Source organism: Actinosynnema sp. NPDC020468, assembly GCF_040642015.1.
Taxonomy (GTDB): Bacteria; Actinomycetota; Actinomycetes; order Mycobacteriales; family Pseudonocardiaceae; genus Actinosynnema.
In genome coordinates, this window is record NZ_JBFAEO010000001.1 from 349504 (window position 1) to 364702 (window position 15199).

Here is a 15199-nt window from a genome sequence, read left to right on the forward strand (position 1 = left end):
GCGCGTTCGCCCCCTGGTCGTCCGGTGCGGTCGGCGCTCAGTCGCGCAGGGCGTTGATGACGGCCTCGGCCGACGGCGGCACGGTGGCGCGCGGGCCGATGTGGTCGGCGACCGCGTCGAGCGTCTTGAGGCCGTCGCCGGTGATCAGCAGGACGGTCTCGGCGTCGGGGTCGATCTGGCCCGTCTCGACGAGCTTCTTCGCGGTCGCCACGGTCACACCGCCGGCGGTCTCCGCGAAGATGCCCTCGGTGCGGGCCAGGAGGCGGATGCCCTCCACGACCTCCTCGTCGGTGACGTCCTCGATCTTGCCGCCGGTGCGGCGGACGACGTCGAGCGCGTACGGGCCGTCGGCGGGGGCGCCGATCGCCAGCGAGCGGGCGATGGTGTCCGGGCGGACCGGGGTGACCACGTCGTGGCCCGCCTTGTACGCCGAGGAGACGGGGGCGCAGCCGGTGGCCTGCGCGCCGTAGACCTTGTACGGGGTCGCGTCGACCAGTCCCAGCTCGCCGAACTCGCGGAACGCCTTGTCGACCTTGGTCAGCAGGGAGCCGGAGGCGACGGGGACGACGATCTGCTCGGGCAGGCGCCAGCCGAGCTGCTCGGCGACCTCGTAGCCGACGGTCTTGGAGCCCTCGGCGTAGTAGGGGCGCACGTTGACGTTGACGAACGCCCAGTCCTCGTGCTCGGCCGCGAGTTCCTGCGCGAGGCGGTTCACGTCGTCGTAGTTGCCGTCGACGGTGATCAGGTTGCCGCCGTACACGGCGGTCATGAGGATCTTCGCCTGCTCCAGGGAGGAGGGCACGAGCACGACCGACTGCCAGTCGGCGCGGGCCGCGGCGGCGGCGACGGCGTTGGCCAGGTTGCCGGTGGACGGGCAGGCCAGCACGGTGAAGCCCAGTTCACGGGCGGCGGCGAGGGCGACGCCCACGACGCGGTCCTTGAACGAGTGGGTGGGGTTGCCGGTGTCGTCCTTGACCCACAGCTTGCGCAGTCCGAGCGCCTTGGCCAGGCGGTCGGCCTGCACGAGGCGGGTGCTGCCGGGGTTGAGGTTCGGGTGCGACTCGACGGTCGCGGGCACCGGGAGCAGGCCGCGGTAGCGCCAGATGGACTGAGGGCCGGCCTCGATGTCCGCACGGCTGATGCCGCCGAAGTCGTAGGCGACTTCCAGCGGCCCGAAACACTCGTGACAGGCGTATTCCGGAGCGAGAGGAGTCTGGTGACCGCACTCCCGGCACGACAGGGCGCGTGCGGGGCCGAGGTCGAAGGAGGTGGTGGCCGGAGGCACACTGACAGCAGTCATCGCGAGGTATCTCCTCATCTGTCCCGCCAAGCGGGTCGGAATTGGCACCGTGGTCGTCAGACACGCCAAAGGCGTGCTGAAACGACGGGTTGCCGGGGCTTCTTCGGGCCGATCCCTCTGCCCCTCTGGATGAGCGGTATGAAGTTGTGGCACCCAAGGTACGTCACGGGGCTCGATCGAGGCCAGTGACGTCCGTCATCCGGAGCAGGGGCGACCGTGGGAGGATCGCGGCCGTGAGTGCAGCCGCTGTCGCGCAGGAGTCCGTGCACCTGGTCGTCGGCGAGGAGGAGTTGCTGGTCGAACGCGCCGTGCGGGACGCCCTCGCGGTGGCGCGCAAGGCTGATCCGTCCGCCGACCTGACCCGGGTGCGGGTGACCGACCTCACGCCGCCCGAGCTGGCCGAGCTGGTGAGCCCGTCGCTGTTCGCCGAGGGGCGGGTGATCGCCCTGGAGGCGGCGCAGGAGGCGGGCAAGGAGATCGCCGACGCGGTGATCGCCTACGCGAAGTCCCCTGCGGACGGTGTGACGCTGGTCGTCGTCCACACCGGAGGCGGGCGGAGCAAGGTCGCCAAGGAGTTGCCCGCAGCGCTGCGGAAGGCGGGCGCGGTGGTCGTCGAGTGCCCGAAGATCACCAAGCCCGCGGAGCGGGAAGCGTTCGTGCGCAACGAGATCCGCTTGGCCGGCGGCAAGGTGGACGGTGACGCGGTCGGCGCGCTGATCGAGGCGGTGGGGTCGGATCTACGCGAGTTGGCGGCGGCGGCGTCGCAGCTCGTGTCCGACACCGGCGGCAAGGTCGACGCCGACGCCGTGCACCGGTACCACCGGGGGCGGGCCGAGGTGACCGGGTTCGCGGTGGCGGAGAAGGCCGTGATGGGTGATCGCGCGGGCGCGCTGGAGGCGTTGCGGTGGGCGATCAACCTCGGGGTGCCGCACGTGCTGGTGGCGGACGCGTTGGCGGACGCCGTGCGCACCGTGGCGCGGGTGTCGGCGGTGGGCCGGGGCGACCCGTTCAAGCTGGCGGGTGAGCTGGGCATGCCGCCGTGGAAGGTGAAGAAGGCGCAGGCCCAGTCGCGCGGCTGGGACGGCGAGGGGTTGGCGACGGCGATGTCCGTGGTGGCGGGGCTGAACGCGGACGTGAAGGGCGTCGCCGCCGACTCGGGGTACGCGCTGGAGCGGGCGGTGCTGCGGATCGTCGCGCTGCACGGCGGGCGCCGCTGACCGCTGGGTGCCGTTGACCACCGGGTGTCGCTGACCGCTGGGTGTCGCCGACAGTCTGCGGTCGCTGATCGCCGGGTGCCGCTGACCGCCGGGTGCCGCTGACCGCCGGGCGCTGCCGCCAGTCGGTGATCGCCGGCCGCCGGGCGTTCTGACTGGCGGTGTCGGGTGACGGTGGGCGTCTGCGGGCGGTGGGCGTTGCCGCGCTGTGGAGTGTCGTTGTGCGTCGGGTCGGCGGAGGTGCCGGCGAGGCCGATCGGGGCGGAGCGCCGGGCGTACTGGTGTGCCGGGGCGCTGAACTCCGAACGCTGAGCCCCGAGAGCGCTGGACGCCGAAGCGCCGCCCTCGTGGTGAGGGCGGCGCTTCGGAAGCCTGGACTCAGATCGTGGTGCTCAGATCTGGTTGGCGCGTCGGGCCAGGGCCGACTTCTTGTTGGCGGCCTGGTTGGCGTGGATGACGCCCTTCGTGACGGCCTTGTCGAGCTTGCGGGAGGCCTCGCGGGCCAAGGCGACGGCCTTGTCCTTGTCGCCGGCCTCGGCGGCCTCACGGAACTTGCGGATCGCGGTCTTCAGCGACGACTTGACGGCCTTGTTGCGCAGGCGCGCCTTCTCGTTCGTCTTGATCCGCTTCAGCTGGGACTTGATGTTCGCCACGCGAAAGCCACCTTTTCCTCGGTCTCGGAGTCGTACCGCGCTTGTCACCGGCTCCGCCCCCTGGATCGGGGCGGGTTTCCTCCACAGCGGAATGCCGCGCGGTACGGCAAGGAAGGGTATCAGGGCTGTTCACGGTGGGGTTAATCCGGGTGTTCGAGGGGAGTGCGCACGAGGGAGGTGGGGAGGGGGTGGGCGTTGTCGGAGACGGGTGGGGTGGGGCCGGCGGCTCGGGTTGTGCGGCAGGTCGCGTGGTGGGCATGAGTGTGGCGAAAAAACAGTACGTGTGTCCGGTTAGGGTGGCGGGGTGACTGCCGCTCTGGACTGGCCCGGTTTCGGGCAGGTGTCGCTCGCCGCGTTGTTGTTCCTCTGCCTGGCCGCCGCGCTCGCGGGCGCGGTGGACGCCGTGGTCGGTGGGGGCGGGTTGATCCAGGTGCCCGCGCTGCTGCTGATCGCGCCGGGCGGGGAGCCGCTGTTCGCGTTGGCCACCAACAAGATCGCGTCGGTGGTGGGCACGGCCGCGGCGGTGCGGACCTACGCGCGGCAGACCGGGGTCGAGTGGCGGTCGGCGGTGCCGATGGCGTTGGCGGCGTTCGCCGGCGCGGTGGGCGGGGCGGCGTTCGCCGGGTCGTTGGCGCCGGGGGTGCTCAACGGGGTGGTGCTGGTCGCGCTGGTCGGGGTCGGGCTGTACACGTGGCGCAAGCCGGATCTCGGGGTGGACGAGGCGCCGCGGTTCGGCGGGGTGGCCCAGGTCGTGGTGATGGCGCTGGGCGGCGCGGTGATCGGGTTCTACGACGGGCTCGCCGGGCCGGGCACCGGTGCGTTCCTGGTGTTCCTGTTGGTGGGGCTGGTCGGGTTCGCGTTCCTGCGCGCGTCGGCGACCGCGAAGGTGGTCAACGTGGCGACCAACTGCGGCGCGCTCCTCTACTTCGTCCCGGCCGGGAAGGTGTTGTGGGGACTGGGCGCGGTGCTCGCGGTGTGCAACCTGGCCGGCGCGGTGTTCGGTGCTCGGCTGGCGGTGCGCAAGGGGTCCGCGTTCGTGCGGCGGGTGTTCCTGACCGTGGTGGTGGCGCTCGTGGTCAGCCTCGGCTGGAAGGTGGCTGCTGGATGACCTTGAAGGTCGCGCCCAGCGGGTCGCCCAAGGTCGCGAACCGGCCCAGTTTGGACTCGGCGAGCGTGCCCACCGGGATGCCGCCCAGGTCGCGGGCGCGGGCGACGGTGGCCTCGGCGTCCTCGACGGCGAAGTACGCCATCCAGTGCGACGGGATCTCCTCCGGGATGTCCGCGCCCATCCCGAACGCGCCGCCGACCGCGTGGCCGTCCACGTGCAACCGGGTGTACGGCAGGTCCGGCACGGTTTCCAGGGTCAGGTCGAACACCGCGCCGTAGAAGTCGACCGCGGCGGACAGGTCGCGGGTGGCCAACTCGTGCCACGCCACCGAACCCGGCTCGCCCGCGAGGTGCGCGCCGATGTGCGTGCCCGCCTCCCACAACCCGAAGGCCGCGCCGGTCGGGTCCACCGCGACCGCGCCGCGACCCGGACCACCGGTGTCGAACACCGGCACGAGCACCTTGCCGCCCTTGGTCACCAACAGGCGCAGCGACTCGTCCAGGTCGTCCGAGGCGAGGAAAGTCGTCCACACCACCGGGAACAGCACGTCCGCCGGCATCTCGCCGAAGCCCGCCACGGGTTTCCCGTGCACCAGCGCCATCGTGTAGAAGCCGGTGTCCGCCTCGCCGACCTCGAACTCCCAGCCGAACAGGCCGCCGTAGAAGTCCGTGGTGACCTGCCGGTCGGTGGTCATCATGTCCACCCACGCCGGCGCGCCCGACGGGTACGGCTCGGTCCGAGAAGTCATCGGTCCACGGTTGCACCGGCCGCACCGCGCCGCGACTTGATCATGATCGCCCCGGTGGAGGTCGGATCGGGCCGGCCGCGAGGGGCTCGGGTGCGCCCGGAGTGCGGACGCGGGGACCAGGCGAGGAGTGCGGACGCGGGGCAGGGCGAGGAGTACGGATGCGGGGGCAGGGCGAGGGCGCGGGGTGCGGACGCGGGGGCTCGGCGAGGAGTGGGCGGTGAGGCGCGGGGTCCGGACGCGTGGGGCTCGGGTGCGGGGGACTCGCCGAGCGGAGGCGGCCTTGTGGGCGCGGCGAGCGGAGTGCGGACGCGCGCGGCTCGGCGGGTGGTGGTCCGCGGGCGCGGATGGGCGGGGCTCGGTCGGCGGGGTGCGGACGGCGGTGTGCGGACGCGCGAGTAGCGGCCTGCCCGGGTGGGCGGCCGCTACTCGCTTCGTCGTTCGGGGTCCGGCGGGTCGTCCTCCGGTGGCGCGGTGCGCCGGGGGCGGCCTCGTTTGGGCTGGTCGGCGGCGCCCGTGGGCAGTCGGCCGGCCTCCGCCAGGGCTCGACGCAGCAGGAACTCGATCTGGGCGTTGGTGCTGCGCAGTTCGTCGCCCGCCCACCTGGTCAGCGCGTCGTGCACGGCCGGGTCGAGGCGGAGCAGGACGCTCTTGCGTTCCGCCACCTCAGTGGTACAGCGACCCGGTGTTGACCACGGGCTGGGTCGAGCGGTCGCCGCACAGGACCACCAGCAGGTTCGACACCATCGCCGCCTTGCGCTCCTCGTCCAGCTCCACCACGTCCTCCTCCGCCAACCGCGCCAGCGCCAGCTGCACCATGCCGACCGCGCCCTCCACGATCCGCGTCCGGGCCGCCACGACCGCGCCCGCCTGCTGCCGCTGGAGCATGGCCTGCGCGATCTCCGGCGCGTACGCGAGGTGGGTCAGCCGGGATTCGATCACCTGCACGCCCGCCGCCTGCACCCGGGCCGAGATCTCCACCGACAGCGTCTCGGTGATCTCGTCCGCGTTCTCCCGCAGCGACAACCCGGTCTCCTCGTGGTTGTCGTACGGGTAGCTGGTGGCGATGTGCCGGACCGCGGTCTCGGTCTGGATGCCGACGAACCGCACGAAGTCGTCCACCGCGAACTTGGCCTTCGCCGTGTCGTCCACGTGCCACACCACGACCGCCGCGATCTCGATCGGGTTGCCGTCGGCGTCGTTGACCTTGAGCGTGGCCGTCTCGTGGTTGCGGATCCTGGTCGAGACCTTGACCCGGGTGCTGAACGGGTTCGCCCAGCGCAGGCCGTCCTTGCGGACCGTGCCGGTGTACCGGCCGAGGAACTGGAGCACCCGCGCCTCGCCCGGCGCCACGGTGAACAGCCCGCGCAGGCCGATCGCGCCGCCGATCACGATCAGCACGCCCGCGATCACCATCGCGAAGTCCGGGTTCTCCACGTCCCGCGCGATGGCCAGCACCACCAGCAGCGCGCCGATCAGCATCGCCACGAACCCGATGAGGAACGCCGGGATGCCCGGCAGGCCGATCGCTTCCTTCTCCCGCACCACCGGTGCCGGCATGCGTGCCACCACGTCCGTCGCCGCGTCCATGTCCCACCCCTTGATGTCATAGCTCGTGCTTAGCAAAGTGATATCACTTTTCCCCGGCCGATGCCAAGTCGGTCCGGATTGAGGACGGTGGTCGTCCGCGATCCGACCTACCGTGACGCGCATGGGGCACCTCAGTCGCCGCGCGCTCGGCCGCGCCACGCTCGCCCGGCAGTTCCTGCTCGACCGCACGACGGCCGGCGTGGGGGAGGTGGTCGGTGCGCTCGTCGGCCTCCAGGCGCAAACCCCGCACACCTGGTACGCGGGACTGTGGTCGCGGATCGCGGGCTTCGCGCCGGAGCACGCCGCCGACCTGCTGCTCGACCGGGCCCTGGTCCGGATGGCGTTGATGCGCTCCACGATCCACCTGGTCACCGCGGCGGACGCGCTCGCGCTGTGACCCGTCGTGCAGCCGGCCCTGGACCGCGACCTGTACCGCAACCAGTTGCACGGCAAGCAGGTCCGCGACCTCGACCTGACCGCCGTGGTCGAGGCCGGTCGCCTGCTGCTGGCCGAGAAGCCGCGCACGAACAAGGAGTTGGGCGCGCTGCTGCACGAGCGGTGGCCCGACCGACCGCCCGCCACCCTCGCCTACGCCCTGCGCTGCCTGGCGCCGCTGGTGCAGGTGCCGCCGCGGGCGGTGTGGGGCCGAAGTGGACCCATCGCGCACACCGACGCGCGGACGTGGTTGGGCGCCGACCTGGCCGAACCGGACGTGGGCGCGGTGGTGACCCGCTACCTGGCCGCGTTCGGCCCGGCCACCGTGAAGGACGTGCAGACGTGGTCCGGCCTGACGGGGCTGCGCGAGGTGGTCGCGTCGCTGCCGCTGCTCGTGCTGCGCGACGAGGACGGCCAGGAGCTGTACGACCTGCCCGACGCGCCCCGCCCCGCCGAGGACGTGCCGGCGCCGCCGCGGTTCCTGTACGACTTCGACAACCTGCTGCTCTCGCACGCCGACCGCCGCCGGGTGGTCACGCCCGACGTCCGGGCTCGCGGCTACGACCCGCACGGGCCGGTGCCGAGGTTCTTCCTGCTCGACGGCGTCACGGCGGGTGACTGGCGGGTGGTGGACCTCGCCGACCGGGTGACGCTGGAACTGCGGCCGTTCCACCGGCCGGCCGACCCGGACGCGCTGATCGCCGAGGGGACCGCGCTGCTGGACTTCCTCGCGCCCGGCGCGGACCACGACGTGCGGGTGCTCGACCCAACCTGACCGGCGTCCGCGACGTCCTCCGTGGCATGACCGTCGTCGTGCGTGCGCCCGTGCCGGAGGACATGGCCGAGATCGCGGAGATCCACTTCCGCGCCCGGCGCAGCTACTACCGGGGCCACCTGCCCGAGGAGGAGTTGGCCGCGTGGGAGGCGGACGTGCGCGCGCACGGCTACCGGCTCGACCGCCACCTCGACCGACGGTGGCGGTGCGCGGAGTTCGACGGCGTCCTCGTCGGGTTCTCGCTGGTCGAGGGCAACGTGCTGAGGCAGCTCCAGGTCGACCCGGCGCACTGGGGTCGCGGTGTGGGGCACGCGTTGCACGAGGAGTGCCTGGACCTCTTCCGGGCCGCCGGCGTCCGCACGGCCCGGCTGGAGGTGTTCGCCCGCAACGCCCGCGCCCGCCGCTTCTACGCCGCGCACGGCTGGCGGGAGGTGTCGAACACCGAGCCCACGCACCTGCTGCTGACCCGGGAGGTGGCGGGCGCGGGGGAGTCGTGATCGGCTGAGGGGGTGGAGATCCTCGGCAGTCGCGTGCTCCTGCGTTCACCCGATCCCGCGCGGACCACCGCGTTCTACCGGGACGTGCTGGGCTTGGCCGTGTACCGGGAGTTCCCCGGTGGCACGGTGTTCTTCCTCGGGCAGGGGCTCCTGGAGGTGTCCGGGCGGTCCGACGAGACGCCCACCGCGGCCACCCGGCTGTGGCTCCAGGTGCGGGACCTCGAAGTCGCGGCCGCGGCGCTCGCGGACCACGTCGTGCGACCGGCGCGGCGGGAGCCGTGGGGGTTGGACGAGATGTGGATCGCGGACCCGGACGGGTTGCTGATCGTGCTGGTGGAGATCCCCGCCGAGCACCCGCTACGCCGGGACGTTCGCGACTAGCTGCACCGCCGGCGGGATCAGGCCGCCGTGCTGCTGCAACGACGTGCTCACGGCGGTGAACCCGGCCGACTCGGCCTCGCGGACCAGGTCGGACTCGGAGACCTCCAGCGTCCAGCGGTGCACCGACACGACGAGCCTGCCGCCGGGCTTGAGCACCCGGAACAGCTCGTGGAACGCGGCCGGGCGGTTCTCCCACAGCTGGAGGTTGTCGACCGACAGCACCACGTCCACCGACGCGGGCGCCTGACCGGTGCGCGCCGCCGTGCCCTCGCGCAGCACCACGCGGCCGTTCGCGATCAGGTCGGCGCACCGGGTCCGCGCCTCGGCGAGCATCACCTCCGACGGGTCGACGCCGATCGCCTGCATGGACCGCTGGGCGGCCAGTTCCAACCCGACGCCGGGACCGGGTCCGACCACCAGCACCACCTCGTTCGCTCCCGCCCGGGCCAGGTCGACCACGTGCGCCTCGACCTTCGCGTTGGCCTTCGCCATCACCCGACCGCCCAGTTCGCCCACCTTGCCGCGCGGGTGACCGAACACGACGTCCAACGCCTTCATCAGCTTCGCAACCATGACTCCAGGTGACCACCGGGCGGGGGTGGCCGGCATCGGGGATCGCCCGGATTTGCCGACCCCGAGGTACCCCGGAGGGCGAGCCGGTCGCACTACGTGCCGGTAACCCGGGGTGCGGGTCGCGGAAAGTAGTCCGAGAATTCGTGTTTCGGAATTCACCCTGCATCCTGACCTGGTGCGGCGTAATTTCTTCCACTCTCGCGTGAACCGCCACGTACGGGTGGGCGAATGTCCCGGCAGGAGGGAGGTGATGACATGGGAAGAACTATTCGCATGATCAGGAGAACCGTGATCGCGAGCGGATTCCTGATCGGTTTCGGATTTCTCGCGGGGCTGACCTCCGGTGCCGCGCAAGCCGACACCGGTGATCCGCCGCCCGGTCTGCTGCCCGGCGTGACCGGGTTGGTGGGCGCGGTGGTCGACCCGGTGCTGACACCCGTCGCGCAGCTCGCGCAATCGGTGACGCAACCGGTGACCGGGCTCGTGGAGCCGGTGACGAAACCGGTGCTCCAAGTGGTGGAACCGGTGGTGACGCCGGTGACCGCGGCCGTCGCGCCGGTGACCGAACCGGTGGCGCGGCAACTCGTCCCGGTGACCGAACCGGTGGTCCGGCCGGTGCCCGATCCGCCGACGATCCCCGATGTGGAACCTGTGCCGATGGCCGCTCCGCCGCAGGTGGCGGACGTTGTGGCGGTCGAACCGGCGGTGGTCGACGCGGTGCCTCAGGTTCGGTATTCGGAGCCGGACGCGGTCGCCGTGACGCCCGCCGTGATCACGGTGGCGCAGGACGTCGTGGCTCCGACCGTGACGTCGGACACCCGGGTGCGGCCCGACCGACCCCGGGCTCCGCGACCGGACGTGCCGGCGCTGACCGGGGCCACGAGCACCGCCGGCACCGGCGGCGGTGGCGCTTCCGGCGCACCGGGCGACCTGCCGGGTGTGCGCGCGATCCGACCTCCCGACGACAGCGGTGCGGTGGGCGTCGACTATCGCTTTCCCCTGCCCTGGTGCTACGTGCTGGGGCACAACCACCCGAGCTGAACCTGCCTTTCCACTTCCGGCTGAAAGATCATCCGCAGCTTTGTGGGAAAGGTCAGGACAATGCACAGGTATGTTCAACGCGGCTTGCTCGCCGCGGTCTTCTCCGGCGGGTTCGTCCTGCTCGGCAGCACGATGGCCAACGCGGACACCGCGGACCACGGCCCCCTGGGCCTGAACGAGGTCGTGAACTCCGTCGTCGGCGGCACCGGTGGCCACGGGGTTCTCGGCGGCGCCGGCGGTGACTCGGGCCGGGGCGGCAACGCCACGAGCACGAACACCGCGACGTCCGGCAACTCGGGTGACTCGGGCAACTCCGGCTCGACGGGCGGCAACTCCGCCTACGGGGTGTGCGTGCTCGCCCGGTGCGACACGTCGGTCTCCTCCGGCGATTCCGGGAACACCGGGTCGACCGGCAGCACCGGCGACGCGGCCAACCACAGCACCACCACCGGCGGCGACTCCGGTCGGGCGGGCGACGGCGGCACAGCCACCGGTTCGCACGGCTCCGCGGTCGGCGGCGCGGGCGGTGACTCGGGCAAGGGCGGCAACGCCACCAGCACGAACACCGCCACGTCCGGGAACTCCGGCGACTCGGGCAACTCCGGCTCCACCGGTGGCAACACCGCGGCCGGGCTGTGCGTGCTCGCCGAGTGCACCACGCACGTGAACTCGGGTGACTCCGGGAACACCGGGTCGACCGGCGACACGGGCGACGCCTCGAACCACAGCACCACGACGGGCGGCGACTCCGGCCAGGCCGGTGCCGGCGGCACGGCGTGGTCCGAGGGCCGGCACGGCTCGGCGGTCGGCGGCGCGGGCGGTGACTCGGGCAAGGGCGGCAACGCCACCAGCACGAACACCGCGACCTCCGGAACGTCGGGCGACTCCGGCGACTCGGGCTCGACCGGCGGCAACGCCGCGTACGTGCTCGACCTCGGCGGCAACCAGTGGAACCACGGCTGGGACCGCAGCTGGAGCAAGGGCTGGGACAAGGGCTCGGCCACGCACGTGACCTCGGGCGACTCGGGCAACACCGGGTCGACCGGTGACACGGGTGACGCGTGGAACCACAGCACCACGACGGGCGGCACCTCCGGCCCGGCCGGTGACGGTGGCGACGCGTGGGCGAAGTCCGGTTCGTGGAACCACGGCTGGTCGTGGAAGCACGACGGCTCGACCGCGATCGCGGGCAACGGCGGTGACTCGGGCAAGGGCGGCAACGCCACGAGCGCGAACACCGCGACCTCGGGCAACTCCGGGAACTCGGGCGCGTCCGGCTCGACCGGTGGCAACAAGGCGCTCGTGCTCGACCTCGGCGGCCACCAGTGGGGCCACGGCTGGAGCAAGGGGTGGACCAAGGGCTCGGTCACGCACGTGACCTCGGGCGACTCGGGCAGCACGGGGTCGACCGGCGACACCGGCGACGCGGGCAACACCAGCCACACCTCGGGCGGCCACTCCGGCCACGCGGGTGACGGCGGAAACGCCTGGTCCTCCAGGCGGTAGGCACGAAGAACGGGCGGGCACCCTCGAAGGGGTGCCCGCCCGTTCGGCGCGCGCGGGGCTACTTCTTGCCCTTGTCCTTGGAGTCGTCGGTCGACAGCGCGGCGACGAAGGCCTCCTGGGGCACCTCGACGCGCCCCACCATCTTCATCCGCTTCTTGCCTTCCTTCTGCTTCTCCAGCAGCTTGCGCTTGCGGGTGATGTCACCGCCGTAGCACTTGGCGAGCACGTCCTTGCGGATCGCGCGGATCGTCTCGCGGGCGATCACCCGGGAGCCGATCGCGGCCTGGATCGGGACCTCGAACTGCTGGCGGGGGATCAGCTCGCGCAGCTTGGTCGCCATCCGGGTGCCGTAGCCGTAGGCGTGGTCCTTGTGGATGATCGCGCTGAACGCGTCCACCGCCTCGCCCTGGAGCAGGATGTCGACCTTGACCAACTCGGCGTCCTGCTCGCCCGACTCCTCGTAGTCCAGCGACGCGTAACCCCGGGTGCGGGACTTCAGCGCGTCGAAGAAGTCGAAGATGATCTCGCCCAGCGGCATCGTGTAGCGCAGCTCGACGCGGTCCTCGGACAGGTAGTCCATGCCGCCCAGCTGGCCGCGCTTGGCCTGGCAGAGCTCCATGATCGCGCCGATGTAGTCCGACGGCGCGATGATCGTGCACTTGGTGATCGGCTCGTAGACCTCGGCGCGCTTGCCGTCCGGCCAGTCCGACGGGTTGGTGACGACGTGCTCGGTCCCGTCCTCCATCACCACGCGGTACACCACGTTCGGCGCGGTGGAGATCAGGTCGAGGCCGAACTCGCGCTCCAGCCGGTCGCGGGTGATCTCCAGGTGCAGCAGACCCAGGAACCCGCACCGGAAGCCGAAGCCCAGCGCCGCGGACGTCTCCGGCTCGAAGGTCAGCGCGGCGTCGTTGAGCTGGAGCTTCTCCAGCGCCTCGCGCAGCTCGGGGTAGTCCGAGCCGTCCACCGGGTACAGGCCGGAGTACACCATCGGGCGGGGCTCGCGGTACCCGGCGAGGGGCTGCGTCGCGCCCTTCTTCTCCCAGGTGACCGTGTCGCCGACCTTGGACTGGCGCACGTCCTTCACACCGGTGATCAGGTAGCCGACCTCGCCGACGCCCAGACCGCGGCTCGGCTTGGGCTCGGGGGAGATGATGCCGACTTCCAGCAGCTCGTGCGTGGCGCCGGTGGACATCATCCTGATGCGCTCGCGCGGCGTGATGCGGCCGTCGACCACGCGGATGTAGGTGACCACGCCGCGGTAGGTGTCGTAGACCGAGTCGAAGATCATCGCGCGGGCCGGCGCCTCGGCGTCGCCCACCGGGGCGGGCACCTTGCGCACGACCTCGTCCAGCAGCGCGCCGACGCCCAGGCCCGTCTTCGCCGAGACCCGCAGCACCTCCTCGGGCTCGCACCCGACGATGTGCGCGATCTCCTTGGCGTACTTGTCCGGGTCCGCCGCGGGCAGGTCGATCTTGTTCAGCACCGGGATGACGGAGAGGTCGTTCTCCATCGCGAGGTACAGGTTGGCGAGCGTCTGCGCCTCGATGCCCTGCGCGGCGTCGACCAGCAGCACCGCGCCCTCGCACGCCTCGAGCGCCCGGGAGACCTCGTAGGTGAAGTCGACGTGCCCCGGGGTGTCGATCATGTGCAGGACGTGGTCCTGCCCGTCGAGCTGCCACGGCAGGCGCACGTTCTGCGCCTTGATGGTGATGCCGCGTTCGCGCTCGATGTCCATCCGGTCGAGGTACTGGGCCCGCATCGCCCGCGCCTCGACCACGCCGGTGAGTTGCAGCATGCGGTCGGCCAGCGTCGACTTGCCGTGGTCGATGTGCGCGATGATGCAGAAGTTCCGGATCAGTTCCGGCGGCGTGAAGGTCTCGTCGGCGAACGTGCTCACTCAGGTTCCTCGCACAGAAGGACGGGGGATCGAGCCATTCTCTCACGTCGCGCGCCCGACTCGTCCCGCGCGGCCGTGAGCGGGGATCTAGGCTTCCCGCCGTGTACGAGAACGGTGAGGGCGCCCGCCCGGAGCGGGGAGCGGTCCGCGAGGTGCATTCGGCCGCCGCGGCGGCGCGACTGGAGTACTCCCCCGACCTGGACGGCCTGGCCGACCCGGGCGAGGTCGTGTGGGCCTGGGTGCCCTACGAGGAGGACCCGTCGCGGGGCAAGGACCGGCCGCTGCTGGTCGTCGGCAGGCACCGCAAGGCGCTGCTGGGGCTGATGCTGTCCAGCAAGGAGCCGCACGACAACGAGCTGGACGACTGGCTCGACCTGGGCACGGGCCGCTGGGACCGCGACGGCCGCCGGTCCTACCTGCGGCTGGACCGGGTGTTCGAGCTGGCCGAGGACGACATCCGGCGCGAGGGCTCGGTGCTGGAGCCGGAGCGGTTCTCGCAGGTCGTCGACGCGCTGCGGGACAAGCACGGCTGGAGCTAGGTCCGGGTCCAGGGCTCGGTGCCCACCGGCAGGGCGTCCAGGATCGTCCGCACCGCCTCCAGGGTGGTCGGGGCGCCCTCCGGTCCCAGCTCGCGCACGACCGGTCCGGCGATCGCGTCGAGTTCGAGTTCGCGACCGGTGCGGAAGTCGCGCAGCATCGAGGACTGCGCGGTGTCGTCCATCGTGCGCAGCGCGGCCTCCACCGCGTCGGTGTTCACGTCCACCCCGGACGCCGCCGCGGCCTCGTCCACCAGCGGGCGCAGCCACGCCTCGCGCAGCGTGCGCGCCTCGCCGATCGCCGCGTTCGCACCCGTCGTGAGCAGCGCGAACGGGGCCAGGAACGCGAGCTTGCGCCACAGCAGCACCCGCTCGTCCGGCTCCACGGTCACCTTCAGCCCGGCCTCGCGGATCAGCTCGGCCAGGTCCTCCCGCGCCACCACCAGGTCGGCCGCGCCGGACACCTGCTGGATCACGCCCGGCTGGTGCCGGGTGGCCTCCACGGCGATGCTCGCCGCGATCACCGTCGGGTAGGAAGCGCGCAGCAGCGCGAGGTGGTCGACGCCGTTGAGCAGCGGCACCACCGGCGCGTCGCCGACCACGGACGCGGGCACCCGGCGCAGCGCCTCCAGCAGCCCGGTGGCTTTGACCGCGACGAACAGCACGTCGACCGGTTCGGCCAGGTACGGCCGCGCGACCGGGCGGCTGTTGATCGCCGTGTCCGGCGCCTGGAACCGCAGCCCGCGCGCGGTGATCTCGGCGGCGGTGCGCTCGGAGGCCACCACCGCCACGTCGTGGCCCGCCGCGCCGAACCGCGCCGCCAGCAGTCCGCCGACCCCACCGGGGCCGAGCACGCCGATCGCAGCCATCACCACTCCTCGGGAAGGTCGTCGTCCCGTCCAGCCTACGAACCGCCGCGCCCGGGTGACGAGCGGCGGGCGGCGG

15 protein-coding genes, 1 pseudogene and 1 riboswitch are annotated in these 15199 nt (G+C 72.1%); of the genes and pseudogenes, 8 read left to right on the top strand and 8 right to left on the bottom strand.

Annotation, left to right across the window (positions count from 1 at the left end; all coding sequences use genetic code 11):
• Window positions 1–37: 37 nt before the first annotated feature.
• Window positions 38–1300, bottom strand: a complete 1263-nt coding sequence (gene thrC, locus AB0G50_RS01655) for a threonine synthase (protein ID WP_360100962.1) — start codon at window positions 1298–1300, stop codon at window positions 38–40.
• An 11-nt stretch (window positions 1301–1311) separates the two neighbouring features.
• Window positions 1312–1436: riboswitch (SAM riboswitch) on the bottom strand.
• Between the two features lie 97 nt (window positions 1437–1533).
• Between thrC and holA the strand changes: the two genes are divergently transcribed.
• On the top strand, window positions 1534–2517 hold the full coding sequence (gene holA, locus AB0G50_RS01660) for a DNA polymerase III subunit delta (protein WP_360100965.1): 984 nt from the start codon (window positions 1534–1536) through the stop codon (window positions 2515–2517).
• Between the two features lie 389 nt (window positions 2518–2906).
• On the opposite strand, the gene rpsT is transcribed toward holA, so the two are convergent.
• Entirely contained in the window at window positions 2907–3167 is a 261-nt protein-coding gene (gene rpsT, locus AB0G50_RS01665) for a 30S ribosomal protein S20 (protein ID WP_041312187.1), read from the bottom strand.
• A gap of 304 nt (window positions 3168–3471) precedes the next feature.
• On the opposite strand from rpsT, the gene AB0G50_RS01670 reads away from it, so the two are divergent.
• Window positions 3472–4275, top strand: coding sequence for a TSUP family transporter (locus tag AB0G50_RS01670; RefSeq protein ID WP_360100969.1), 804 nt, complete (start codon window positions 3472–3474; stop codon window positions 4273–4275).
• Here AB0G50_RS01670 and AB0G50_RS01675 read toward each other — a convergent pair.
• The 3 genes from AB0G50_RS01675 to AB0G50_RS01685 form a co-directional block, all read right to left on the bottom strand.
• On the bottom strand, window positions 4244–5023 hold the full coding sequence (locus tag AB0G50_RS01675; protein ID WP_360100972.1) for a VOC family protein: 780 nt from the start codon (window positions 5021–5023) through the stop codon (window positions 4244–4246). The two genes, AB0G50_RS01670 and AB0G50_RS01675, sit on opposite strands and share 32 nt — an antisense overlap.
• 422 nt (window positions 5024–5445) lie before the next feature.
• Entirely contained in the window at window positions 5446–5685 is a 240-nt protein-coding gene (locus tag AB0G50_RS01680; RefSeq protein WP_360100975.1) for a hypothetical protein, read from the bottom strand.
• 1 nt (window position 5686) lies between these two features.
• Complete coding sequence (locus AB0G50_RS01685) at window positions 5687–6610, bottom strand: SPFH domain-containing protein (RefSeq protein WP_360100978.1); 924 nt, start codon at window positions 6608–6610, stop codon at window positions 5687–5689.
• 121 nt (window positions 6611–6731) lie between these two features.
• Here AB0G50_RS01685 and AB0G50_RS01690 point away from each other — a divergent pair.
• The 3 genes and pseudogenes from AB0G50_RS01690 to AB0G50_RS01700 all read left to right on the top strand — a co-directional run bounded on the left by AB0G50_RS01690 (window position 6732) and on the right by AB0G50_RS01700 (window position 8698).
• Window positions 6732–7820, top strand: a pseudogene (locus AB0G50_RS01690) (winged helix DNA-binding domain-containing protein).
• Window positions 7821–7846: 26 nt separating this feature from the next.
• Entirely contained in the window at window positions 7847–8317 is a 471-nt protein-coding gene (locus tag AB0G50_RS01695) for a GNAT family N-acetyltransferase (RefSeq protein ID WP_360100981.1), read from the top strand.
• Between the two features lie 12 nt (window positions 8318–8329).
• Window positions 8330–8698: a VOC family protein gene (locus AB0G50_RS01700; protein WP_360100984.1), complete on the top strand. Its 369-nt coding sequence runs from the start codon at window positions 8330–8332 to the stop codon at window positions 8696–8698.
• On the opposite strand, the gene AB0G50_RS01705 is transcribed toward AB0G50_RS01700, so the two are convergent.
• On the bottom strand, window positions 8675–9271 hold the full coding sequence (locus AB0G50_RS01705; RefSeq protein WP_360100987.1) for a class I SAM-dependent methyltransferase: 597 nt from the start codon (window positions 9269–9271) through the stop codon (window positions 8675–8677). The genes AB0G50_RS01700 and AB0G50_RS01705 overlap by 24 nt on opposite strands.
• A 228-nt stretch (window positions 9272–9499) precedes the next feature.
• On the opposite strand from AB0G50_RS01705, the gene AB0G50_RS01710 reads away from it, so the two are divergent.
• Window positions 9500–10312: a hypothetical protein gene (locus AB0G50_RS01710; RefSeq protein ID WP_360100990.1), complete on the top strand. Its 813-nt coding sequence runs from the start codon at window positions 9500–9502 to the stop codon at window positions 10310–10312.
• Window positions 10313–10372: 60 nt separating this feature from the next.
• Window positions 10373–11818, top strand: a complete 1446-nt coding sequence (locus tag AB0G50_RS01715) for a hypothetical protein (protein WP_360100993.1) — start codon at window positions 10373–10375, stop codon at window positions 11816–11818.
• A 58-nt stretch (window positions 11819–11876) separates the two neighbouring features.
• On the opposite strand, the gene lepA is transcribed toward AB0G50_RS01715, so the two are convergent.
• Complete coding sequence (gene lepA, locus AB0G50_RS01720; RefSeq protein ID WP_360100996.1) at window positions 11877–13718, bottom strand: translation elongation factor 4; 1842 nt, start codon at window positions 13716–13718, stop codon at window positions 11877–11879.
• A 101-nt stretch (window positions 13719–13819) separates the two neighbouring features.
• On the opposite strand from lepA, the gene AB0G50_RS01725 reads away from it, so the two are divergent.
• The gene (locus AB0G50_RS01725; RefSeq protein ID WP_360100999.1) at window positions 13820–14257 is read left to right on the top strand and encodes a type II toxin-antitoxin system PemK/MazF family toxin; all 438 of its coding nucleotides are present in this window, start codon (window positions 13820–13822) and stop codon (window positions 14255–14257) included.
• On the opposite strand, the gene AB0G50_RS01730 is transcribed toward AB0G50_RS01725, so the two are convergent.
• Complete coding sequence (locus tag AB0G50_RS01730; protein WP_360101002.1) at window positions 14254–15123, bottom strand: 2-dehydropantoate 2-reductase; 870 nt, start codon at window positions 15121–15123, stop codon at window positions 14254–14256. The genes AB0G50_RS01725 and AB0G50_RS01730 overlap by 4 nt on opposite strands.
• Window positions 15124–15199: the final 76 nt, after the last annotated feature.